At 70.4% G+C, this 23651-nt stretch carries 21 protein-coding genes, 1 rRNA gene and 1 riboswitch; of the genes, 16 read left to right on the forward strand and 6 right to left on the reverse strand.

All coding sequences use genetic code 11. The features are described 5' to 3' along the window. Positions 1–160: 160 nt before the first annotated feature. The 11 genes from rrf (at position 161) to ACH4F2_RS22385 (ending at position 10528) form a co-directional block, all read left to right on the forward strand. Positions 161–277: ribosomal RNA gene (gene rrf / locus ACH4F2_RS22335) — 5S ribosomal RNA — on the forward strand. A 110-nt stretch (positions 278–387) separates the two neighbouring features. Continuing rightward, positions 388–996: a CDP-alcohol phosphatidyltransferase family protein gene (locus ACH4F2_RS22340; RefSeq protein WP_161168602.1), complete on the forward strand. Its 609-nt coding sequence runs from the start codon at positions 388–390 to the stop codon at positions 994–996. A 113-nt stretch (positions 997–1109) separates the two neighbouring features. Next, on the forward strand, positions 1110–3605 hold the full coding sequence (locus ACH4F2_RS22345; protein ID WP_398134469.1) for a sugar phosphate nucleotidyltransferase: 2496 nt from the start codon (positions 1110–1112) through the stop codon (positions 3603–3605). Between the two features lie 167 nt (positions 3606–3772). Beyond that, entirely contained in the window at positions 3773–4609 is an 837-nt protein-coding gene (locus tag ACH4F2_RS22350) for a DUF881 domain-containing protein (RefSeq protein WP_398134470.1), read from the forward strand. Then, entirely contained in the window at positions 4606–4938 is a 333-nt protein-coding gene (locus ACH4F2_RS22355; protein ID WP_003977440.1) for a small basic family protein, read from the forward strand. Before ACH4F2_RS22350 ends, ACH4F2_RS22355 begins: the two co-directional genes overlap by 4 nt. 5 nt (positions 4939–4943) lie before the next feature. After that, entirely contained in the window at positions 4944–5804 is an 861-nt protein-coding gene (locus tag ACH4F2_RS22360) for a DUF881 domain-containing protein (protein ID WP_398134471.1), read from the forward strand. A 61-nt stretch (positions 5805–5865) separates the two neighbouring features. After that, on the forward strand, positions 5866–6825 hold the full coding sequence (locus tag ACH4F2_RS22365) for an FHA domain-containing protein (protein ID WP_398134472.1): 960 nt from the start codon (positions 5866–5868) through the stop codon (positions 6823–6825). A gap of 42 nt (positions 6826–6867) precedes the next feature. Beyond that, positions 6868–7605: a MerR family transcriptional regulator gene (locus ACH4F2_RS22370; RefSeq protein WP_398134473.1), complete on the forward strand. Its 738-nt coding sequence runs from the start codon at positions 6868–6870 to the stop codon at positions 7603–7605. Positions 7606–7689: 84 nt separating this feature from the next. Next, positions 7690–8163 carry a bifunctional nuclease family protein gene (locus tag ACH4F2_RS22375; RefSeq protein ID WP_398134474.1) on the forward strand — a complete coding sequence of 158 codons (474 nt, stop codon included), beginning with the start codon at positions 7690–7692 and terminating at the stop codon, positions 8161–8163. 193 nt (positions 8164–8356) lie between these two features. Then, positions 8357–9040 (forward strand): MerR family transcriptional regulator, encoded by a 684-nt coding sequence (locus tag ACH4F2_RS22380; RefSeq protein ID WP_398134475.1) that lies wholly within the window; start codon positions 8357–8359, stop codon positions 9038–9040. A 69-nt stretch (positions 9041–9109) separates the two neighbouring features. Next, positions 9110–10528, forward strand: a complete 1419-nt coding sequence (locus ACH4F2_RS22385; RefSeq protein WP_398134476.1) for a DNA polymerase IV — start codon at positions 9110–9112, stop codon at positions 10526–10528. Between the two features lie 221 nt (positions 10529–10749). Here the strand turns inward: ACH4F2_RS22385 and ACH4F2_RS22390 are convergent, their stop codons facing one another. Next, entirely contained in the window at positions 10750–11127 is a 378-nt protein-coding gene (locus tag ACH4F2_RS22390) for a PRC-barrel domain-containing protein (protein WP_398134477.1), read from the reverse strand. A gap of 137 nt (positions 11128–11264) precedes the next feature. Further along, positions 11265–11360, forward strand: a riboswitch (glycine riboswitch). A 177-nt stretch (positions 11361–11537) separates the two neighbouring features. Here ACH4F2_RS22390 and gcvP point away from each other — a divergent pair. Next, positions 11538–14423, forward strand: coding sequence for an aminomethyl-transferring glycine dehydrogenase (gcvP, locus tag ACH4F2_RS22395; RefSeq protein ID WP_398134478.1), 2886 nt, complete (start codon positions 11538–11540; stop codon positions 14421–14423). A 69-nt stretch (positions 14424–14492) separates the two neighbouring features. On the opposite strand, the gene ACH4F2_RS22400 is transcribed toward gcvP, so the two are convergent. The 5 genes from ACH4F2_RS22400 to ACH4F2_RS22420 all read right to left on the reverse strand — a co-directional run bounded on the left by ACH4F2_RS22400 (position 14493) and on the right by ACH4F2_RS22420 (position 18269). Further along, positions 14493–14912 (reverse strand): molybdopterin-binding protein, encoded by a 420-nt coding sequence (locus ACH4F2_RS22400; RefSeq protein ID WP_398134479.1) that lies wholly within the window; start codon positions 14910–14912, stop codon positions 14493–14495. A gap of 26 nt (positions 14913–14938) precedes the next feature. After that, positions 14939–16036: an ABC transporter ATP-binding protein gene (locus ACH4F2_RS22405; RefSeq protein WP_398134480.1), complete on the reverse strand. Its 1098-nt coding sequence runs from the start codon at positions 16034–16036 to the stop codon at positions 14939–14941. Continuing rightward, on the reverse strand, positions 16033–16842 hold the full coding sequence (locus ACH4F2_RS22410; protein ID WP_398134481.1) for an ABC transporter permease: 810 nt from the start codon (positions 16840–16842) through the stop codon (positions 16033–16035). Before ACH4F2_RS22410 ends, ACH4F2_RS22405 begins: the two co-directional genes overlap by 4 nt. Next, positions 16839–17669, reverse strand: a complete 831-nt coding sequence (gene modA, locus ACH4F2_RS22415; RefSeq protein WP_398134482.1) for a molybdate ABC transporter substrate-binding protein — start codon at positions 17667–17669, stop codon at positions 16839–16841. Before modA ends, ACH4F2_RS22410 begins: the two co-directional genes overlap by 4 nt. 204 nt (positions 17670–17873) lie before the next feature. Beyond that, positions 17874–18269 (reverse strand): molybdopterin-binding protein, encoded by a 396-nt coding sequence (locus ACH4F2_RS22420; protein WP_398134483.1) that lies wholly within the window; start codon positions 18267–18269, stop codon positions 17874–17876. 132 nt (positions 18270–18401) lie between these two features. On the opposite strand from ACH4F2_RS22420, the gene ACH4F2_RS22425 reads away from it, so the two are divergent. The 4 genes from ACH4F2_RS22425 to kdpB all read left to right on the forward strand — a co-directional run bounded on the left by ACH4F2_RS22425 (position 18402) and on the right by kdpB (position 23648). After that, entirely contained in the window at positions 18402–18998 is a 597-nt protein-coding gene (locus tag ACH4F2_RS22425) for a DUF1707 domain-containing protein (protein WP_398134484.1), read from the forward strand. 747 nt (positions 18999–19745) lie between these two features. Continuing rightward, positions 19746–19835 (forward strand): K(+)-transporting ATPase subunit F, encoded by a 90-nt coding sequence (gene kdpF, locus ACH4F2_RS22430; RefSeq protein ID WP_109004339.1) that lies wholly within the window; start codon positions 19746–19748, stop codon positions 19833–19835. Between the two features lie 7 nt (positions 19836–19842). Beyond that, positions 19843–21513 carry a potassium-transporting ATPase subunit KdpA gene (gene kdpA, locus ACH4F2_RS22435; protein ID WP_398134485.1) on the forward strand — a complete coding sequence of 557 codons (1671 nt, stop codon included), beginning with the start codon at positions 19843–19845 and terminating at the stop codon, positions 21511–21513. After that, on the forward strand, positions 21513–23648 hold the full coding sequence (gene kdpB / locus ACH4F2_RS22440) for a potassium-transporting ATPase subunit KdpB (RefSeq protein ID WP_398134486.1): 2136 nt from the start codon (positions 21513–21515) through the stop codon (positions 23646–23648). Before kdpA ends, kdpB begins: the two co-directional genes overlap by 1 nt. The last annotated feature ends 3 nt before the right edge of the window (positions 23649–23651 follow it).

Raw genomic sequence — 23651 nt, forward strand, 5'->3', positions numbered from 1 at the left:
GTTGATAGGCCGGATCTGGAAGCACCGCAAGGTGTGGAGGTGACCGGTACTAATAGGCCGAGGGCTTGTCCTCAGTTGCTCGCGTCCACTGTGTTGGTTCTGAAACCACGAACAATCCCGCCCCGGGCCACGGGGTGGCTGGTTGTCTGTTTCATAGTGTTTCGGTGGTCATAGCGTAGGGGAAACGCCCGGTTACATATCGAACCCGGAAGCTAAGCCTTACAGCGCCGATGGTACTGCAGGGGGGACCCTGTGGGAGAGTAGGACGCCGCCGAACTCCTCTTAGAGCTCTGACTCTTGGGCATACAGCCCGAGAGTCAGAGCTTTTTTGCGTTGAGGTAAGGTCAGGGAGCATCATTGGCTCGTTTCACCCCAGGAGGCCCCCGCGTGGAGGTCCAGGAGACCCGCGTGCAGACCGACCGGGTCCTCACCATCCCGAACATCCTCAGCATGGCGCGCCTCGCGGGCGTACCCCTCTTTCTGTGGCTGATCCTCAGGCCCGAGTTCGGTGGTCCGCAGAGCGACGGCTGGGCGCTGCTGGTGCTGGCCCTGAGCGGCGTCAGTGACTACCTGGACGGGAAGCTCGCGCGACGCTGGAACCAGATCAGCAGCCTCGGCCGGCTCCTGGACCCCGCTGCCGACCGGCTTTACATTCTGTCCACTCTGGTGGGCCTCACCTGGCGCGAGATTCTCCCGCTCTGGTTGACCCTTGTACTGCTCGCCCGCGAAGCTGTCCTGCTCGTGATGGTGGGCATCCTCCGGCGCCACGGCTATCCGCCGCCGCAGGTGAACTTCCTGGGGAAGGCCGCCACCTTCAACCTCATGTACGCCTTCCCCCTGCTTCTGCTGAGCGACGGAAGCGGGTGGATCGCGTCACTCGCTGCCGTTTTCGGATGGGCGTTCGCCGGATGGGGTACAACCCTGTATTGGTGGGCAGGTGTTCTTTACGTGGTGCAGGTCCGCCGCCTGGTCCGTGCGGACACCATGACCGATTGAACTCGCCGAATGTGCGTCCCCCGGCGGCCGGATGGCCCCCACCGCAAAAGTGCGGGACTCTGGACGGGTGAAGTCGGTCAATCCGTCATCTCTTGTAGGAGGACGCTTCCGACATGAAGGCCGTCGTGATGGCTGGAGGCGAAGGCACCCGCCTTCGTCCCATGACCTCGAGCATGCCCAAGCCGCTCCTGCCGGTGGCCAACCGGCCGATCATGGAGCACGTGCTGCGGTTGCTCAAAAGGCATGGGCTCAACGAGACCGTCGTCACCGTCCAGTTCCTGGCCTCCCTGGTCAAGAACTACTTCGGTGACGGTGAAGAGCTCGGAATGGAGCTCACCTATGCCAATGAGGAGAAGCCACTCGGTACCGCCGGAAGCGTCAAGAACGCCGAGGAGGCATTGAAGGACGATGCCTTCCTCGTCATTTCCGGTGACGCCCTGACCGACTTCGACCTCACCGACCTGATCAACTTCCACAAGGAAAAGGGCGCGCTCGTCACCGTGTGCCTGACACGCGTGCCCAACCCACTGGAATTCGGCATCACCATCGTCGACGAAGAGGGCAAGGTCGAACGCTTCCTGGAGAAGCCGACCTGGGGCCAGGTCTTCTCGGACACCGTGAACACCGGAATCTACGTCATGGAGCCCGAGGTGTTCGACTACGTCGACCCCGACGTGCCCGTGGACTGGTCCGGTGACGTGTTCCCGCAGCTGATGAAGGAGGGCAAGCCCGTCTACGGCTACATCGCCGAGGGCTACTGGGAGGACGTCGGCACCCACGAGAGCTATGTGAAGGCCCAGGCGGACGTACTCGAGCGCAAGGTCGACGTCGACATCGACGGTTTCGAAATCTCGCCCGGCGTGTGGGTGGCAGAAGGCGCCGAGGTGCATCCCGACGCAGTGCTCCGGGGACCCCTCTACATCGGCGACTACGCCAAGGTCGAGGCCGGCGCCGAAATCCGGGAACACACGGTCGTCGGCTCCAACGTCGTCGTCAAGAGCGGTGCCTTCCTGCACAAGGCCGTCGTGGCCGACAACGTGTACGTCGGACCGCACAGCAACCTGCGAGGCTGCGTCGTCGGCAAGAACACCGACATCATGCGCGCTGCGCGGATCGAGGACGGCGCGGTCATCGGTGACGAATGCCTGGTCGGTGAAGAATCGATCATCCAGGGCAACGTCCGGGTCTACCCGTTCAAGACCATCGAGGCCGGTGCCTTCGTCAACACCTCGGTCATCTGGGAGTCCCGGGGCCAGGCGCACCTCTTCGGCGCCCGCGGGGTGTCCGGCATCCTCAACGTGGAGATCACGCCGGAACTGGCCGTACGGCTGGCCGGTGCCTATGCGACCACGTTGAAGAAGGGCTCCACCGTCACCACGGCCCGCGACCACTCCCGCGGTGCCCGCGCGCTGAAGCGGGCGGTGATCTCCGCCCTGCAAGCCAGCGCCATCGACGTACGGGACCTGGAGAACGTACCGCTGCCCGTGGCACGGCAGCAGACCGCGCGGGGCAGCGCCGGCGGGATCATGATCCGGACCACCCCCGGGGTGCCGGACTCCGTGGACATCATGTTCTTCGACGGCCAGGGTGCCGATCTCTCGCAGGGCAGCCAGCGGAAGCTGGACCGGGTCTTCGCACGGCAGGAGTACCGGCGGGCGTTCCCGGGGGAGATCGGGGACCTGCACTTCCCGTCCAGCGTGTACGACTCGTACACCGGGTCGCTGCTGCGGAACGTCGACATCACGGGGATCGCCGAATCCGGGCTCAAGGTCGTCGTGGACGCGTCCAACGGCAGCTCGGGACTGGTCCTGCCCAGCCTGCTCGGCAAGCTGGGGGTCGACTCGCTGACCATCAATCCCGGCCTCGACGAGTCCAGGCCGACCGAGTCGGCCGACATGCGGCGCTCGGGACTGGTGCGCCTCGGGGAGATCGTGGCGTCCTCGCGGGCCGCGTTCGGTGTGCGGTTCGACCCGGTCGGTGAGCGGCTGTCCCTCGTCGACGAGAAGGGGCGCATCATCGAGGACGACCGTGCGCTGCTGGTGATGCTCGACCTGATCGCGGCCGAGCGGCGCAGCGGGCGGGTGGCGCTGCCGGTGACCACCACCAGGATCGCCGAGCAGGTGGCGGCGTACCACGGCACCCAGGTCGAGTGGACGACCACCTCTCCCGACGACCTGACGCGGGTAGGGGGCGAGGAAGGGGCGATCTTCGGCGGTGACGGCAAGGGCGGCTTCATCGTCCCGGAGTTCAGCAGCGTCTACGACGGTACGGCGGCCTTCGTGCGGTTGATCGGGCTGGTGGCGCGGACGCAGCTCACGCTGAGCCAGATCGACGCGCGGATCCCGCGCGCGCATGTCCTGAAGCGTGACCTGGCCACACCGTGGGCGGTCAAGGGACTGGTGATGCGGCGGGTCGTCGAGGCGGCCGGAGACCGCTTCGTGGACACCACGGACGGTGTGCGCGTGGTGGAGACCGACGGGCGCTGGGTGATGGTGCTGCCCGACCCCGCCGAGGCGGTCACCCACCTGTGGGCCGAGGGCCCCGACGACGCCTCCGCACAGGCGCTCCTCGACGAGTGGTCCGCGGTGGTGGACAGCGCGGGCCGGTAGAACACACCGCACGCGTGCGTGCCGGACAAGTGTCCCCAAGGGGGCCTGTCCGGCACGCCGGTGGGGCCATTCGGAGGTAGTGGCCGTGGCGTGCGACGATGTGCGGCATGCCGCAGCAACCCCCCGTTCGGAGCACACCCACGCGGCCCCCGCGTCCGGACGCGTCCATGTCATTGCTGACCAATGTCATGGACCACAGCCTCGACGACGGATACGCCGAGGCCGCCGCGCGCAAGAAGGCCGAGGGCAGCGGCGGAATGCCCAAGACCCTCCGTGCAAAGCTCGGACTGGCAGCCGGGCTGGTGCTCGCGGCCCTGGTCGTGACGGTCGGCGCGGCCCAGGCACGGGTCGCGGCTCCGGCCGTTGCCAAGGAGCGCGAAGAGCTCATCGACCGCATCGAAGGAGAGACCTCGGCGGCTGACAAGCTCGAGGAGAGCGTCGACAAGCTGCGCGAGGACGTGAGCGCGCGGCAGCGCGAGGCGCTCGAGAAGAACGGCGACAGTGGCCGTTCCGACCTCATGGGCGTCCTGTCGGGTGCGGTCGAAGTACACGGCCCGGGTGTCAAGCTCGTGGTGAACGACGCCAAGGACGCGGGCACGGGCGGTGACGGGCAGCCGCGTGGCACCTCCGGGTTCTCCGACACGGGCCGGGTGCGGGACCGGGACATGCAGCGCGTCGTCAACGGGCTGTGGGAGTCGGGGGCCGAGGCGGTCTCCATCAACGGTCAGCGCTTGACAGCGCTGTCGGCGATCAGGGCCGCCGGTGACGCGATACTGGTCGACAACAGGCCGCTGGTGCCGCCGTACACGGTGCTCGCGGTCGGGGACGGCGAGCGGCTCAGCACCCGGTTCCAGGACAGTGCCGACGGGCTGTACCTGCATGCCCTGCAGGAGAGCTACGGAATCCGGACGGCCGTCTCCGCGGTGGAGGACCTCAAGCTGCCGGCCGCAACCAGTGTGATCGTACGTACAGCACAGCCGATAACTGAGAAGGGCACATCGTGATCGCCGTACTGGGCCTCGTCGTGGGAGTCGTGGCCGGCCTGTTGGTCCGGCCCGAGGTGCCGGCGGCCGTCGAGCCTTACCTGCCGATCGCCGTCGTGGCGGCGCTCGACGCCGTGTTCGGGGGGCTGCGGGCCATGCTGGACGGCATCTTCGACGACAAGGTCTTCGTGGTGTCGTTCCTCTCGAACGTGGTCGTGGCCGCGCTGATCGTGTTCCTGGGCGACAAGTTGGGCGTCGGGGCCCAGCTGTCCACCGGTGTGGTGGTCGTCCTCGGCATCCGCATCTTCTCCAACGCCGCGGCGATCCGACGCCACGTCTTCCGGGCGTGAGGCCGATGAGCGACCACGACGAGCAGAGCGAGAACACGCTGCGCAAGGAGCTGCCCGAGGAGGTGCCGCCGGCGGCGCCCCGGACGGCGCAGGCCCCGGCCGCGGACGGCTCGGACGAGAAGCCGCCGGAGCGGGGGCCCAGGCTGACCGGCAGGCAGCGGCTCGTCAAGGGGCTGTGGCCGCCGCGCCTCACCCGGGCCCAACTCATCGTCGCCCTGCTCCTGTTCGGCCTCGGTTTCGGCCTGGCGGTCCAGGTGGCGTCGAACAGCGAGGGCGACAGCGCGCTGCGCGGCGCCCGGCAGGAAGATCTGGTCCGCATCCTCGATGAACTGGACGACCGTACTCAGCGTCTTGAAGACGAGAAGCAGGGCCTCGAGAAGCAGCGTGACGAGCTGGAGAACAGCTCCGACCAGGCAGAGGAGGCCCGCAGGCAGACGCTTGAGAAGGAGCGGCAACTGGGCATCCTCGCGGGCACCGTGGCCGCGCAGGGGCCCGGCATCACGGTGACGATCGAGGACACGAAGGGGACGGTCGAGGCGGACATGCTGCTCGACGCGATCCAGGAGCTGCGTGCGGCGGGAGCGGAGGCGATCCAGGTGAACGGTGTGCGGGTCGTCGCGGGCACGTACCTCACGGACTCCGACAAGACCGTGAGCGTCGACGGGAACAAGATCAACGCGCCCTATCGTTTCCAGGTCATCGGCAAGCCGCAGGACCTCGAACCGGCTCTCAACATTCCTGGAGGCGTGGTGCAGACTCTGGAAAAGGAACAGGCCACCGTTACTGTTGAGCGGTCGAGCAAGATCGTCGTGGACGCCTTGCGAGCGGCGAAGCGGCCTGACTACGCTCGGTCGTCCCCCCAGTGAACGGGCGGTGCATGGGCGGCGTCCGGCGAGGGCATGAGGTTGCGGGGGGTCGGCGCACCGATTGGGTGGTGCGTGGTGGAAACTGTCTGGCGGAGACGGACGTTGTGAAGGTGTCCGGGTCGGCCAGTACGTTCAGTCAGGGTTCGTCCTGCCCCACGGGCGGGTCTGTTTCGGTCAAGGGGAATCGCCCGTGAAGTTGTTTGCGAAGTTGTTCGGCAAGAGCGCGCGAGAGGGCAGCGACAACGCGACCGCTCGCCATCGCGCACAGCCTGACGCAGAGGGTCGGCGTCCGATGTACCGGGACCAGGTGGCTGGTCCGGGCGGTGACACGCCGGGTGGTCACGGCGCGCCGTCTGTTGACCCTGCACAGTCCAGCGGCATAGGTTTCGGGCAACCGTCAACCTCAGGTACGGGTGGAGGGTTTACCCCCGGTCCGTACGCGTCGAACGCCCCGGCGGGGCAGCCGCGGCAGGAGGATCCGTCCATGTCGGCCCTGGTGTGTACGAGGTGCGGTAACCGCAACGCGGAGAACAGCCGGTTCTGCTCCAACTGCGGGGCGCCGCTGCGTGCCGGGGCGGTTCCGGAGCGTGCGTCCGAGACGACGTCCACGATCTCCATCTCCGGCCTGGAGGCGTACGACGCGGAGGTCACCGGCCAGACGGCGATGCCGGCGCTCTCTCCGGAGGCGCAGGCGGCCGTCGACGCGCTGCCGCTCGGGTCCGCGCTGCTCGTCGTGCGCCGAGGTCCGAACTCCGGCAGCCGCTTCCTGCTCGACGGCGAGCTGACCACTGCCGGGCGTCATCCGCAGAGCGACATCTTCCTGGACGACGTGACGGTCTCGCGCCGCCACGTGGAGTTCCGCCGCAGTCCGGACGGCTCGTTCACGGTGGCCGACGTCGGCAGCCTGAACGGCACGTACGTCAACCGTGAGCGCATCGACCAGGTCGCCCTGTCGAACGGTGACGAGGTGCAGATCGGCAAGTACCGGCTGGTCTTCTACGCGAGCCAGCGGGGTTACTGACCGCCCCCGGGCGTCTGTCCGGGGAACCTCCAGGGAAGGTCCATGCTTCGAACACCGAGCGGCGGCGCCGGGAAGGGCGCCGCCGCCACGGACAGTGGGCTGATGAGTATCGGCACGGTGCTGAACGCACTACGGGACGAGTTCCCCGACGTCACCATCTCCAAGATCCGTTTCCTGGAGGCGGAGGGCCTCGTGGAGCCGCGGCGGACCCCGGCCGGGTACCGCAAGTTCAGCGCCCACGACGTCGAGCGCCTCGGCCAGGTGCTGCGCATGCAGCGGGACCACTATCTGCCGCTGAAGGTGATTCGCGAACACCTGGACGCCATGGAGCGCGGCGAGGCCGTCCCGCTGCCGAAGCTGGGCCGGCAGCGGGACGGAGAGCCCGTGCCGGATCCCGCCGAGGGACCCACGGCGGCCCGGATCGGGCGGGAAGAACTGCTCGCAGCGGTCGGCATCGGCGAGCAGGAGCTGAAGGAGTGGGAGTCGTACGGGCTCCTCGCTCCGCTGCCCGACGGGGCGTACGACGCCGAGGTGGTCACCGTGGCGTCGCTGGTGGTCCAGCTGGGGCGATTCGGAATCGAGCCGCGGCACCTGCGGGTGATGAAGGCCGCCGCCGACCGGGAGGCCGGGCTCGTCGACCAGGTGGTGGCGCCGCTGAAGCGTCACCGCAACCCCCAGACCAGGGCACACGCCGAAGCTCGCACCATGGAGCTGGCGGGGCTGGCGGTGAAGCTGCACGCGGCACTGGTGCAGTCCGCCCTCGGCGTCCGGCTGCCCTGAAGCGGGCGCGCCCGGGGCCCCGGATTCGCCCGCCGATCCCGGCCCGACTACCCAAATGTCCCGGGCACGGCCTAGGGTTGCTGTGTGAACGAGCTCGATGTCGTAGGTGTCCGGGTCGAGATGCCCTCCAACCAACCGATCGTGCTGCTGCGCGAGGTGGGGGGAGACCGCTACCTCCCCATCTGGATCGGCCCGGGGGAGGCGACGGCGATCGCCTTCGCCCAGCAGGGCATGGCCCCCGCACGCCCGCTGACCCACGACCTGTTCAAGGACGTGCTGGAAGCCGTCGGCCAGGAGCTCACCGAAGTACGCATCACCGACCTGCGGGACGGGGTCTTCTACGCCGACCTGGTCTTCGCGAGCGGGGTCGAGGTGAGTGCCAGGCCGTCCGACGCCATAGCGCTGGCCCTGCGTACCGGAACACCGATCTACGGCAGCGACACGGTGCTCGACGACGCCGGTATCGCCATCCCTGACGAGCAGGAGGACGAGGTCGAGAAGTTCCGCGAGTTCCTCGACCAGATCTCGCCCGAGGACTTCGGGACCAGCAACCAGTGAGGCGCGGGGGCCGAGGCGTTCCATGGCGCCGCACGGCTCTCCTCCGGGCACATTCGGCTAGCCTTTCCCCGCGGTGGGGCACGCGAAACCACTCGTAGGGTGATTATCACTCGGCGTGCCGAGTGTGGCGATCGTTGACGCACCCTTGGTGACTGCCTACCGTCGAGGAGGCAGGTCAAGGACGGAGGTCGGCGTGAGAATCAGCGGCGACGGTACGGCTGGGGGTGGCCCCGGGCACAGCCTTGGGGCGGGCGGTCCGTACCCTCCCCCGAACTCTCGGCTCCGCGCGGGCGGGGGGTATCCCCAACACGGTGGCGCGGCCGACGCTGCTTCGCAGCGACCGGCTGCCGTGCCGAGCGGCGGAGGGGCGACATCCATGGCGTCCGAGCAGATCGGCTACCGCGGGCCGACGGCCTGTGCGGCCGCCGGTATCACCTACCGGCAGCTCGACTACTGGGCCCGCACGGGCCTCGTCGAGCCCTCCGTGCGGCCCGCACACGGTTCCGGGACACAGCGCCTGTACGGCTTCCGCGACGTGGTCGTGCTGAAGATCGTCAAGCGCTTCCTCGACACCGGGGTGTCACTGCAGAACATCCGCACCGCCGTCCAGCATCTCAGGGAACGCGGCTTCCGTGACCTGGAACGGATGACGCTGATGAGCGACGGAGCCACGGTCTACGAGTGCACCTCGCCCGACGAGGTGCACGCCCTGCTCCAGGGCGGGCAGGGCATCTTCGGCATCGCCGTCGGCGTGGTGTGGCGGGACGTCGAGAGCGCGCTGTCGCAGCTGCACGGGGAGCGGATCGACACGGGGGAGACGCTGGTCGGGCACAATCCGGCGGACGAGCTGGCGCGGCGGCGCAACCGGGCGGTCTGACACCGCCGCACGCGGGCGGGCACGGTCGCGGGCGAGGCATTGTCAGTGGCGTAGGGCAGCATCGGAGATGTGAGAACCGCGCCCACGATCCTGCATCTCGACATGGATGCCTTCTTCGCCTCGGTGGAGCAGGCGTCCAAGCCGAGTCTGCGCGGAAAGGCCGTCGTCGTGGGCGGTCTCGGGCCGCGCGGGGTGGTCGCCACCTGCTCGTACGAGGCGCGGGTCTTCGGCGTGCACTCGGCGATGCCCATGGGCCAGGCCCGGCGGCTGGCACCCAACGCCGCGTACCTCGTCCCGCGCTTCGAGCTCTACCGGTCGATCAGCGAGCAGGTGATGCGGCTGCTGCGTGCGCTGTCGCCACTGGTGGAGCCGCTGAGCCTGGACGAGGCCTTCGTGGACCTGGAGGCCGGCGGGACGGCCTGGGACGCGGAGTCCGCGCGGCTGGCCGGGTCGAAGCTGCGCACGGACATCCGTGCCGTCACCGGCCTCACCGGGTCCGTGGGGCTGGCCGCCTCCAAGATGCTCGCCAAGATCGCCTCGGAGGAGGCCAAACCCGACGGGCTGGTCCTGATCCCGCCGGGGACCGAGCGGGCGATGCTGGAGCCGATGACGGTACGGACGCTGCCCGGTGTGGGACCGGCCACGGGAGACCACCTGCGGCGGGCCGGGATCACCACGGTCGGCGAGATCGCCGAGGCGGGGGAGGACGAGCTCGTACGGCTGCTGGGCAAGGCGCACGGGCACGCCCTGTACGCCATGGCCCTGGCCCGTGACGAGCGGCCCGTGGTGGCCGAGCGGGAGACCAAGTCGGTGTCCGTCGAGGACACCTACGACGTGGACATCCACGACCGGCTGCGGGTCGGTGTGGAAGTCGGGCGGCTGGCCGACCGGTGCGTACGGCGGCTGCGTGGTTCCGGGCTGTCCGGGCGGACCATCGTGCTCAAGGTACGCAGGTACGACTTCTCCACGCTGACGCGCTCCGAGACGCTCCGCGGGCCCACGGACGACCCGGGAGTGGTGCGGGAGGCCGCGGCCCGGCTGCTGGACTCGGTGGACACCACGGGCGGCGTGCGGCTGCTCGGGGTCGGCGTCAGCGGACTCGCCGACTACACGCAGGAGGACCTGTTCGCGCAGGCGGCGGGGGACCGGGCCGACGAGCTCGTCGAGGAACCCGACACCGAGCCCGCCGAGGAGCACCGGCCGGCCCCCACCGAGCGCCGGTGGCCGTCGGGGCACGACGTGCGGCACACGGAGTACGGGCACGGGTGGGTGCAGGGCAGCGGACTGGGGCGGGTCACCGTGCGGTTCGAGACGCCGTACTCCCGGACCGGCCGGGTACGGACCTTCCCGGTGGACGACCCGGAACTGACACCGGCGGATCCGCTGCCGCTGGTCCCGACCGCGCCGCGAAGACCCGGGGCGCCCGGGACGGCGAGCGTGGAGGCCGACCCGGCGGGGCCCGCGCATCGCGCTCTCGGCCAGGCCTGAGGTGACGGCGCCTGATCAGTGTCGATGAGCGGGCTCCGAAGGGTCCGGCCGGAGTGACGGATGAGAGCGACGGGAGCGGCCCTGTCGACGGCCGTCGGCAGGGCCGCTGGGCCGGGGTACTGCTCCGTGGCCTTCGGGCGGTGGAGAGGGCGAGCGGGGCCGCGCCGGCGCCGTGGTCTGCCGGACAGGCCCGTGCGGGCAGGTGCCGTTGGACCGGACGGTCAGCTCTCCTCCTTGCCCTGGCCCGCCAGCTTGCCGAAGTCGTGGTCGGGGAGCGGGTCAGGGGCGGCGACGTCGAGACCGTAGTGGTGGTAGAGCTGGAGCTCCTGTTCCGGAGAGAGATGGCGGCCGACGCCGAAGTCGGGGGCCTCCTTGATCAGAGCCCGGTCGAAGGGCACGTGCAGGGTGCCCTCGACCAGCTCGCTCGGCTCCAGGGGCACGAAGGCGTCCCTGCTGAAGAGGCCGGTGCGTATGGCGGCCCACTCGGGGACCCCGGTGGCGTCGTCGAGATAGACCTCGTCGACAGTCCCGATCCGGGTGCCGTTGCGGTCGAACGCCTTGCGGCCGATCAGATTGCGCGGGTCGATGTCGGTACGCACGGGGCCCTCCATTGGGTCGCACTGGGCTCGCACACCAGCCGCCGAATCATCCGTAAGTACTACAAAAGAGCACATGTGGCCGGTCGGCCACTCGAAGTTCGGGCGTCGACCTCGCTGGTACGCTGGCAAACGGCTGCTGACCCCGTGCGGGAGAGTCCTCCGGACACCATCGGAGGCGCCGAAGGAGCAAATCCTCCCCGGAATCTCTCAGGCTCACGTACCGCTCGGACGAGGTCACTCTGGAAAGCAGGGCGGGTGTCAACGGCTTCCGCTCTCACCGACGGTGAAAGCCGGGAGAGCCCTCGGGCCCACCCGGTGAAGCTCTCAGGTCGAGATGACAGAGGGGGAGGCCGTCCGGGTACCCGCGCCGTGGTGCCCCTCGAAGGTCGTCAGACCAGGAGGCCTCCGCAATGACCGTCCACCGCACTCCGCTCTCCGAGCTCGAACAGGCAGCGCCGTTCGAGCAGCGCCACATCGGCCCCGACCAAGAGGCCCGGGCCAAGATGCTCGCGCACGTCGGTTACGGTTCGCTCGACGAGCTGACGGCCGCCGCGGTGCCGGATGTGATCAAGAACGCCGACGCGCTGGACCTGCCCGGCGCGCGCTCCGAGGCCGAGGTGCTGGCCGAGCTGCGCTCGCTGGCCGACCGCAACCAGGTCCTCGACTCCATGATCGGCCTCGGCTACTACGGCACCTTCACCCCGCCGGTCATCCTGCGCAACGTCATGGAGAACCCGGCCTGGTACACCGCGTACACGCCGTACCAGCCGGAGATCTCCCAGGGCCGGCTCGAGGCGCTGCTGAACTTCCAGACCATGGTGGCCGAGCTCACCGGCCTGCCCACCTCCGGTGCCTCGCTGCTCGACGAGGGCACCGCGGCCGCCGAGGCGATGGCGCTCTCCCGGCGCGTGGGCAAGAACAAGAAGGGTCTCTTCCTGGTCGACGCGGACGCGCTGCCGCAGACCATCGCCGTGATACAGACCCGTGCGGAACCGACCGGCGTCGAGGTCGTCGTCGCCGATCTGAGCGAGGGCATCCCCGCCGAGGTCGCCGAGCGGGAGATCAACGGCGTCCTGATCCAGTACCCGGGCGCCTCCGGGGCCGTGCGCGACATCAAGCCGGTCGTCGACCGGGCGCACGAGCTCGGCGCGCTCGTCACCGTCGCCGCCGACCTGCTCGCCCTCGCGCTGCTCACCTCGCCCGGCGAGCTGGGCGCGGACATCGCCATCGGTACGACGCAGCGCCTCGGTGTGCCGATGGGCTTCGGCGGGCCGCACGCCGGTTACATGGCCGTGCACGAGAAGTTCGCGCGCAGCCTGCCCGGCCGCCTGGTCGGCGTCTCCGTGGACGCCGACGGCAACAAGGCCTATCGCCTCGCCCTGCAGACCCGCGAGCAGCACATCCGCCGCGAGAAGGCGACCAGCAACATCTGCACCGCGCAGGTGCTGCTCGCCGTCATGGCCGGCATGTACGCCGTCTACCACGGCCCGGAGGGGCTGCGGGCCATCGCGCGGCGCACCCACCGGTACGCCACGGTCATCGCCGCGGGTCTCGCGGCCGGCGGCGTCGAGATCGTGCACGGCGCCTACTTCGACACGGTCACCGCCCGCGTACCCGGCCGGGCTTTTGAAGTCGTCCACGCCGCCCGTGAGAACGGCATCAACCTGCGGCTCGTCGACGCCGACCACGTGTCGTTCGCCTGCGACGAGACCACCACGCGCGCCCAGGCCGGTGGCGTGTGGAGCGCCTTCGGCGTCGAGGGCGACATCGAGGCGCTGGACGCGGCGACCGAGGAGGCGCTGCCCGAGGCGCTGCTGCGCACCGACGACTTCCTGACCCACCCCGTCTTCCACCAGCACCGCTCCGAGACCGCGATGCTGCGCTACCTGCGCCGCCTCGCGGACCGCGACTACGCGCTGGACCGCGGCATGATCCCGCTGGGCTCCTGCACCATGAAGCTCAACGCGACCACCGAGATGGAGCCGGTGACCTGGCCGGAGTTCGGCGCGCTGCACCCCTTCGCGCCCGCCGAGCAGGCGCAGGGCTATCTCACCCTCATCCGTGAGCTGGAGGAGCGGCTCGCCGAGGTCACCGGGTACGACAAGGTCTCGCTCCAGCCGAACGCCGGGTCGCAGGGAGAGTTCGCCGGCCTGCTCGCCGTACGCGCCTACCACCGTGCCAACGGCGACGAGCAGCGCACCGTCTGCCTCATCCCGTCCTCCGCGCACGGCACCAACGCCGCGAGCGCCGTCATGGCCGGTATGAAGGTCGTCGTCGTCAAGACCGCCGAGGACGGCGAGATCGACGTCGAGGACCTGCGCGCCAAGATCGAGAAGCACCGCGACGAGCTGTCCGTGCTGATGATCACGTACCCCTCCACGCACGGCGTCTTCGAGGAGCACGTCGCCGACATCTGCGCCCAGGTGCACGACGCCGGCGGCCAGGTCTACGTGGACGGCGCCAACCTGAACGCCCTGGTCGGCCTCGCCAAGCCGGGACACTTCGGCGGCGACGTCTCGCACCTGAACCTGCACAAGACGTTCTGCATCCCGCACGGCGGCGGCGGCCCCGGCGTCGGCCCCGTGGCCGTACGGTCGCACCTGGCGCCGTACCTGCCCAACCACCCGTTGCAGCCCGCGGCAGGCCCGCAGACGGGTGTCGGCCCGATCTCGGCGGCGCCGTGGGGCTCGGCCGGCATCCTGCCGATCTCGTGGTCGTACGTCCGGCTGATGGGCGGCGAGGGACTCAAGCGCGCCACTCAGGTGGCCGTGCTGTCCGCCAACTACATCGCCAAGCGCCTGGAGCCGCACTTCCCGGTGCTGTACAACGGCCCCGGCGGGCTGGTCGCGCACGAGTGCATCATCGACCTGCGCCCGCTGACCAGGGCGACCGGCGTGAGCGTCGACGACGTCGCGAAGCGGCTGATCGACTACGGCTTCCACGCGCCGACGATGTCGTTCCCGGTGGCCGGCACGCTGATGATCGAGCCGACCGAGTCGGAGGACCTGACCGAACTGGACCGGTTCTGCGAGGCGATGATCGCCATCCGCGCGGAGATCGAGAAGGTCGGCTCCGGAGCCTGGCCCGCGGACGACAACCCGCTGCGGGGCGCCCCGCACACCGCCGGTGCGCTGGGCGGCGACTGGGACCACGCGTACACGCGCGAGGAGGCCGTCTTCCCGGCCGGGGTGTCCGCCGCCGACAAGTACTGGCCGCCGGTGCGCCGCATCGACCAGGCCTACGGCGACCGGAACCTCGTCTGCTCCTGCCCGCCGCTGGACGCGTACGAGGACTGAGCCAGCCGTAGGCGAGGAGGCTCCGTGCAAGGCCCGGGACGGCCTCGCACGGAGCCTCCTCGCCGTTTCTCACGCGGTCGCGAGCGACACCTCCGTCGACTTGACCAGCGCGATGACGGGAACGCCGACGGAGAGCCCCAGGTCGTCGGCCGCCTCCTTGGTGATCGCGGCGGTCAGTTCGGCGCCCTCGACGGCGACCCTGACGGAGGCCATCGCGTCGCCGGTGGTGAGGGCGGTGACCGTACCGGGCAGCCGGTTGCGGATGGACAGGCCCTCGACACTGCCGGTCGCCACGGAAACCTCCGTCGACTTCACCAGGGCGCGGACGGCAGTGCCCGCGGCGAGGGAGAGGTCCTCGGCGGCGTCCCGGGTGATCGCCGCGGTGAGGTCCTGGCCGCCCGCGAGGCGGACCCGGACCGTCGCCATGGCCTCGCCCGGGGTGACGGCGGTGACGGTGCCGGGGAGTTGGTTGCGGATGCTCAGGCTCATGGAGGCACCGTAGCCCGACGGAGGCGTTATGCCGGGTATGCGTGGGTCTGCATCGCCTTGACCGTTGCCCACACCGGCGCGCCCGGATGGAGGCCGAGCTCGGCCGCCGCGACCGTGGTGAGGTCGGCGGCGAGCGGGAGTTCGCCGGTGAGGTCCACCCGGATCTGGTCGCCGTGGGTCTCCAGGCCCGCGACCTCGCAGCGCCACAGGTTGCGGGCGCTGGAGCCGGCGGGCGGTGCCCCGTACAGGGTCACGGCGCCCGGCGGGAAGGCCACGAAGACCGGGCCGGAGAGGTTCTCGGTGGTGGTGATGGTGCAACCGGCGTCGAGTCGCACGGTGTGGCCGTCCGCCCGGCCGCGGTAGAGGTTCAGGCCGACCAGCTGCGCGATGTAGTCCGTGCGGGGCCGGCGGGCGATGTCGGCGGGGCCGCCCTCCTGGACGACCCTGCCGTTCTCCACGACGACGAGCCGGTCGGCGAGCACCATGGCGTCCAGCGGATCGTGGGTGACGAGCACGGCGACGGCCTCGAAGTCGGCCAGGTGGCGGCGGAGCTGCGCACGGACCTCCAGGCGGGCCCGGGCGTCCAGTGCCGCGAGCGGCTCGTCCAGGAGCAGCAGCCGGGGGCCGGTGGCCAGGGCGCGGGCGAGTGCGACGCGCTGCGCCTGGCCGCCGGAGAGACGGCGCGGCTTGGCCCCCGCGTGGTCGGCGAGACCCATGCGGTCCAGCCACGCGGCTGCCTGCGCCCGGGCCTCCGCCTTGCCCGTGCCCCGGCAGCGCGGGCCGAAGGCCACGTTGTCGAGTGCGCTCAGGTGCGGGAAGAGGAGGTAGTCCTGGAAGACCACGCCGACCGGGCGGGACTCGGGCGGCGTACGGTCCAGGGCGGCGCCGTCGAGGCGCAGGTGGCCGTCGGCGAGCGGGACGAGGCCGGCGAGCGCGCGCAGGGCGGTGGTCTTGCCGGCGCCGTTGGGACCGAGCAGGGCGACGACGTCGCCGGGCGCGGCGGTCAGCGCGACGTCCAGGTGGAAGGTGCCGCGGTCCACCACGAGGCGGGCGTCGAGGCCGGTGTCCGGGGTGTGTCCGCCGGTGGGTTCCACGGTGGCGGCCGGTTCGTCGGTGTCGGTCATGACGCCCTCATCCAGCGGTCCCGGAGCCCGGCCAGTACGGCGATGGAGACGGCCAGCAGTACCAGGCTGAGGGCGATCGCCGCCGCCGGGTCGTTCTGCAGGGCGAGATACACGGCCAGCGGCATGGTCTGGGTCCTGCCCGGGAAGTTGCCCGCGAACGTGATCGTCGCCCCGAACTCGCCCAGTGCCCGCGCCCACGCCAGGACGGCGCCCGCCGCGATGCCCGGCGCGATCAGCGGCAGCGTGACCCGGCGGAACGCGGTGAAACGGGACGCGCCCAGCGTCGTGGCGGCCTCCTCGTAGCGCGGGTCGGCGGCGCGGAGGGTGCCCTCCACGCTGATCACCAGGAACGGCATCGCCACGAAGGTCTCCGCGAGGATCACGCCCGTCGTCGTGAACGGCAGCGTGATCCCGAACCACGCGTCCAGCCACTGCCCGACGACGCCGTTGCGTCCGAACGCCAGCAGGAGCGCCACGCCGCCCACCACCGGGGGGAGGACCAGCGGCAGCGTCACCAGGGCGCGGACGAAGCCGCGGCCGGGGAACTCCGTGCGGGCCAGCAGCCAGGCCAGCGGCACGCCGACGACCAGGCTCAGCGCGGTCGCCGAGGTGGCGCACAGCAGCGACAGCCGCAAGGCCTGCCACACCTCCGGGCTGGTCAGCTGGTCGGGCAGGCTGCGCCAGGGCGCCCGTACCAGCAGGGCGATCAGCGGCAGCAGGAGGAACGCCAGACCGACGAGGGCGGGTACCAGCAGGGGGACGGGCACCGTGCGGGCGCCGGTCCCGGGCGTGCCGGGCTTCTTCACGGCGTGCGGAATCCGGCCGCGGTCAGCACCCGCTGCCCCTCGGGGGACTTCACCATGTCGATGAAGGCTTTCGCCGCGCCGGCGTTGGGTGCCTCCTGCAGGAGGGCGATCGGGTAGTCGTTGACGGCTTTGGCCGACTCGGGGAAGTCCACGCCCGTCACCTTGTCGCCGGCCGCCTTCACATCGGTCCGGTAGACGACGGCGGCGTCGGCCTCCTTCAGCTCGACCTTGGTCAGGGCGGCCTTGACGTCCTGCTCGTACGAGACGGGGGTGAGTTCGAGGCCGCCGGCCTCCAGCGCCTTCTGCGCCGCGGTGCCGCACGGCACGGACCTGTCGCACAGCACGACCTTGAGGCCGGATCCGGTGAGGTCCTTCAGGGCGGAGATCCTGTCGGGGTTGCCCGGCAGGGTGGCGATCTGCAGCTGGTTGCGCACGAAAGTGGCCGGGTCGCCGGCCGTGGCCTTCGCGTCGGTGACGGTGGCCATCGTCTTCGGGCTGGCCGAGGCGAACACGTCCGCCGGTGCGCCGCTGGTGATGCTGGCGGCGAGGGTGTCGCTGCCGGCGAAGTTGAAGGTGACCTCGGTGCCCGGATACTGCTTCTCGAACGTCTCGCCGAGCGCGGTGAAGCTCTCCTTGAGGGAGGCGGCGGCGAACACGGTGACCTGGCCGGAGACCTTCTCGGGGGAGGACGACGAGGAACCGGCGGAGTCCGAGCCCGCGCCGGAGCCGGAGGACGACGAGCACGCGCTCAGGGCCAGCAGCGCGGCGGCGCCCGCGCCAGTCACCCGTAGGGTGCGGCGGATGCGGCGGGTCACGGAACGGGTCATCACGGGCCACTCCCTCTGCTTTCTGGAGCGGTGGTCCGACGGGCTCGGCGGCCGGGCTGGGCGGCAGCCGAGCCCGTCGGCCTCACCATTGCGCCGATCATACTTCCGCATCTGCGAGGGATAAGTCTCCTGTCGTATCGCATGAGCAAGGTGTGATGGAGAAATGGCTGGCATGTGCGTTCGTACGGGCGCGAGGCCGACGGGTCACGTCCTGTCGATATGTACGTTCGTCGACTTCACTCGGGCGGTCGCCTCCATGCCGACCTCCAGGCCGAGCTCCTCCACCGCCTCCCGTGTCAGGAGGGAGACGAGCCGGTGCGGGCCGGCCTGGATCTCGACCTGGGCGGCGACGTCGCCGAGCTTGACCGCGGTCACGATCCCCGGGAAGGCGTTGCGGGCCGAGGTGTACGGGGGCTCCTCGTCGGCGCCGTCGGAGCGGGCGAGGCCGACCGAGAACGCGGCCAGGTCGCGCCCGTCGACAAGGCGCCGCCCGCCCTCGTCGCGGTGGGTGGTGATCCGGCCGGCGTCGGCCCAGCGGCGCGCGGTGTCCGGGCTGACGCCGAGCAGCCGTGCCGCCTGGCCGATCGTGTAGGACTGCATGCCGGTCACGATAGGCCGCAGACGGGGAACGGTGGTGATGTGGGGTTGGCCGAGGGGTATGACGCGATATAGCGTTAGTCCGTGGCAGTGGTGGGGGTGCCCGCGTGGCGCCGGGAAGATCGAGGTGGAGCGATGACGGTATTGCCCTCGCGAGTCGGAGCCTCGTCCGGCCTCCGGGCCTCGCACGCGGACCGGGACCGGGTCGTGGACGTGCTGAGCCGCGCCGCCGGGGACGGCCGGTTGAGCGCCGAGGAACTGGACGAGCGGGTGGGTGCGGCGCTCACCGCGCGGACGCTGGGAGAGCTGGCCGCCCTGACCGCCGACCTGCCGGTGATGCCGGGCGAAGGCCCGGTCGCCGAGGCGAAGGACGTCGTCCGCATCGAGCAGGAAGGGGCGTCGACCCGGCGCGGCGACGGCTGGGTGGTGCCCCGGCTGCTGGAGATCCGGTCGGCCTGGGGCGAGGTGACACTCGACCTGAGGCGGGCCGTGATCACCCACGACACGCTCACCATCGACCTCGACATGCGCGCCGGTGCGCTGAAGCTCGTGACCCGGCCCGGCATCGTCGTGGACACCGACTCGCTGGTGGCGAGCTACGCCGAGGTGAAGACGGGACGTGCCGTGGCCACCGAGGCGCCCGTGGTGCTGAGGGTGCGGGTGACGGGCGAGATCAGCTGGGGGCAGGTCGTGGTGCGTTCGCCGCGTCGCAGGTTCGGGAGAAAGGCGTAGGCACAACTTCGCACGGGCACAGCAGGGCACTGCGGGCCGGAGGCCTTGAAGCCCGCCAGGGCGGTCTCGCGTTCGGCGCGGTCGGTCGGGCGGGCGGCCGGGCGGCCGGCCGTGCGGAGCCGTCGCGCCGCACGGCCGTGACCCCGCGCGGCCGGTCCGACCGGGTCCTCGGCGAGACGCTGCCACAGATCCGGGTCGTCGGCCAGTGCCCGTCGGCCGGTCCCGCCCCGTCCGCCGGAGACCCCGCGGAGCATCAGCCGCCGGGCGGCGCCCTCCACGTCCGTACCGAGACCAGCCCGGCGGTGCGGACGAGCCGGGCGCGCGGCAGGTCGGCATACGGCAGGTCGGCGTACGGCGAGCCGGCCGGGTGCCCGCCGGGACCCGGGCCGTCGGCAGAGCGCCAGGGCGAGGGGCACCGCGAGGGTGCCCCGGGGCGGTGCGCCGTGCGCCGCTGTGAGCAGGCCGGCGATCGCCGCGCGCTCCAGTGGGCCCGCGCCGACGCGTCGGGGGTGCGGCTCCCGTGCGCTCCGGCCCGGGCACCGTAAGGGATCCGTCAAAGGGGCACAGAGCACCGTATGGGACCCGTCAACAGTGGTCGTATCCGGTCGGACGAGGGGTTTGCTCGAAGCGTCCTAGTCGCAACCGAACCCCACTCCAGGAGCTCACGATGGCCGATCTGGCCTTCGTCGTCACCACGACCGCGGTCTTCGCGCTGGTGGCTCTCGTCGCCAAGGGGGTGACGAAGCTGTGACCGCCGAGAACATCGTCGGCCTGCTCGTGGCCGTCGCCCTGCTGGGCTATCTCGTCCTCGCCCTGATCTTCCCGGAGAGGTTCTGAGAGTCACATGGGTCCCGTAACCGCAGGCGTGCTCCAAGTGCTGGCCCTCATCGGCGCACTGGCGATCGTGCACGCCCCCTTGGGCAACTACATGGCCCGGGCCTACTCGTCTCCCAAGCACCTGCGGGTCGAGAAGTGGATCTACAAGGGCATCGGCGCCGATCCGGACACGGAGATGCGCTGGACCGCCTACCTGCGCGGCGTGCTCGCCTTCTCCTTGGTCGGCGTCCTCTTCCTCTACCTGCTCCAGCGCGTCCAGGGCGTCCTGCCGGGCTCGCTCGGCTTCGACCCGGTGGAGCCGGCGCAGGCCTTCAACACCGCCGTGTCCTTCGTGACCAACACCAACTGGCAGTCGTACTACGGCGAACAGACGATGGGCCACTTCGTGCAGACCGCCGGTCTCGCCGTGCAGAACTTCGTCTCCGCGGCGGTCGGCATGGCCGTGGCCGTCGCCCTCGTCCGGGGCTTCGCCCGCGCCCGCACCGGGGAACTGGGCAACTTCTGGTCGGACCTGGTGCGCGGGGTCACCCGCGTACTGGTGCCGCTGGCCGTCCTCGGCGCGCTCGTGCTGGTCGCCGGCGGAGTCATCCAGAACTTCTCCAAAATCCACGAGGTCGGGCAGTTCTTCGGCGGCCCGGGCGGCTCGCAGCAGTGGAACGGCGGCGCCGTCGCCTCGCAGGAGGTCATCAAGGAGCTGGGCACCAACGGCGGCGGCTACTTCAACGCCAACAGTGCGCACCCCTTCGAGAACCCGACGCCGTTCACCAACCTGTTCGAGATTTTCCTGATCCTGCTCATCCCGGTCTCCCTGACCCGGACCTTCGGGGTCATGGTCGGCTCGGTGCGCCAGGGATACGCGATCCTCGCGACCATGGCCACCATCTGGGCCGGCTTCGTCGCCCTGATGATGTGGACCGAGTTCGCCCACCAGGGTCCGGCGCTGCAAGCGGCCGGCGGTGCGCTCGAGGGCAAGGAACTGCGCTTCGGGGTCGGCGGCTCGTCGATCTTCGCGGTGACCACGACGCTCACCTCCACCGGTGCCGTCGACTCCTTCCACTCGTCGTACACCGGGTTCGGCGGCGGCATCACGATGCTGGGCATGATGCTGGGCGAGATCGCGCCCGGCGGCGTCGGTTCCGGGCTCTACGGCATGCTGATCATGGCGATCATCGCGGTCTTCATCGCGGGGCTCATGGTCGGGCGCACGCCCGAGTACCTCGGCAAGAAGATCGGCCCCCGCGAGATCAAGCTCGCTGCCGTCTACATCCTGATCACTCCGGCGCTGGTGCTGGTGTTCACGTCGCTGTCGATGGCCCTGCCGACCCCGCCGAACTCGATACTCAACCCAGGTGCCCACGGCTTCTCCGAGGTGCTGTACGCCTTCACCTCCGCCGCGAACAACAACGGCTCGGCCTTCGCCGGCCTGAACGCGAACACCGACTGGTTCAACACCACGACCGGGCTCGCGATGCTGCTCGGCCGCTTCCTGCCGATGGTGTTCGTCCTGGCCCTGGCCGGCTCGCTGGCCGGGCAGCAGCCGGTGCCGGCCACCGCGGGCACCCTGCGCACCGAGAAGCCCCTGTTCACCGGCCTGCTGGTCGGCGCGATCCTGATCATCGTCGGTCTCACCTACTTCCCGGCACTGGCCCTGGGGCCGCTGGCCGAAGGGCTGGCGTGATGACCACCCGTACACACAAGCGCGAGGACTCCATGTCCACAGCCACGTCCACAGCCCCTGAGAACCGGGCGCCGCACAGCGGCGTACCCACCGGCCGCACGTCCACCGAGGGGCGAGTCGGCGCGGGGCTCCTCACGCCCGCGCAGCTGGTCGCGTCGGTGCCCGAGGCGTTCCGCAAGCTCGATCCCCGGGTGATGGTCAAGTCGCCCGTGATGTTCGTGGTGTGGATCGGCTCGGTGCTCACCACCGTCTTCTCCTTCACGGCACCGGGGGACTGGTTCGGCTGGGCCATCAGCGCCTGGCTCTGGCTGACCGTGTTCTTCGCCAATCTGGCGGAGGCCGTCGCCGAGGGCCGGGGCAAGGCGCAGGCCGACACCCTCCGCAAGGCCAAGACGGACACGGTCGCCCGCCGGGTCGACGGGAGTACGGTGCCCGGCACCGAGCTGAGCGTCGGCGACCTGGTGGTCTGCGAGGCCGGTGACGTCATACCCGGGGACGGCGATGTCGTCGAAGGTGTCGCCTCGGTCGACGAGTCGGCCATCACCGGCGAGTCGGCGCCCGTCATCCGCGAGTCGGGCGGTGACCGCAGCGCCGTCACCGGCGGGACGAAGGTCCTCTCCGACCGCGTCGTCGTCCGGATCACCACGAAGCCGGGCGAGACCTTCATCGACCGGATGATCAACCTGGTCGAGGGCGCCGCACGGCAGAAGACGCCGAACGAGATCGCGCTGAACATCCTGCTCGCCTCGCTGACCGTCGTCTTCCTGCTGGCCTGCGCCACGCTGACGCCCTTCGCCGACCACGCGGGGACCAGGCTGACGCTGGTCGTGCTGGTGGCGCTGCTGGTCTGCCTGATCCCGACCACGATCGGCGCCCTGCTCTCCGCGATCGGCATCGCGGGCATGGACCGCCTGGTCCAGCGCAACGTGCTGGCCATGTCGGGACGCGCCGTCGAGGCGGCCGGCGACGTTTCCACGCTGCTGCTGGACAAGACCGGCACGATCACGCTGGGAAACCGGCAGGCGGCCGAGTTCGTGCCGGTGCGCGGTACGACGGGGGCCCAGGTCGCGGACGCCGCCCAGCTCTCCTCGCTGGCCGACGAGACGCCCGAGGGCCGCTCGGTCGTCGTCCTCGCCAAGGAGAGGTTCGGGCTGCGCGAGCGGCAGCAGGGCGAGCTGGCCGGCGCCGAATGGATCGCGTTCACCGCACAGACCCGCATGTCCGGCGTCGACGTCGACGGCCGGCGAATCCGCAAGGGCGCGGCCGGGTCGGTGACGGCCTGGGTGCGCGAGCGTGGCGGCGAGGTCGCCGAGGAGACGGAGCGGCTGGCCGACGGCATCTCCGCGGCGGGCGGTACACCGCTGCTGGTCGCCGTGGAGGACGGCGACGGGGCCCGCGTCCTCGGAGTGATCCACCTGAAGGACGTCGTCAAGCAGGGCATGCGGGAGCGGTTCGAGGAGCTGCGGCGCATGGGCATCAAGACCGTCATGATCACGGGCGACAACCCGCTGACGGCCAAGGCGATCGCCGACGAGGCGGGCGTCGACGACTTCCTCGCCGAGGCCACGCCCGAGGACAAGATGGCCCTGATCAAGCGGGAGCAGGCCGGCGGCAAGCTGGTCGCGATGACCGGTGACGGCACCAACGACGCGCCCGCGCTCGCCCAGGCGGATGTCGGGGTGGCGATGAACACCGGCACGTCGGCCGCCAAGGAGGCCGGCAACATGGTCGACCTCGACTCCGACCCGACCAAGCTCATCGAGATCGTCGAGATCGGCAAGCAGCTCCTCATCACCCGGGGCGCGCTCACCACGTTCTCCATAGCCAACGACGTCGCCAAGTACTTCGCGATCATCCCGGCGCTGTTCGCGGCGGTCCACCCCGGCCTGGACAAGCTCAACATCATGCGCCTGTCCTCGCCGGACTCCGCGATCCTGTCGGCGGTCGTCTTCAACGCGCTGATCATCATGGTGCTGGTGCCGCTCGCCCTGCGCGGCGTGCGGTACAAGCCGATGAGCGCGGACCGGATGCTCCGGCGCAACCTCGCGGTCTACGGACTCGGCGGACTGATCGCCCCCTTCATCGGCATCAAGACCATCGACATGCTCCTGTCCCTCATTCCCGGAATCGGTTGACCC

The sequence above is a fragment of the Streptomyces sp. NPDC017890 genome, assembly GCF_044328675.1.
Lineage (GTDB): Bacteria > Actinomycetota > Actinomycetes > Streptomycetales > Streptomycetaceae > Streptomyces.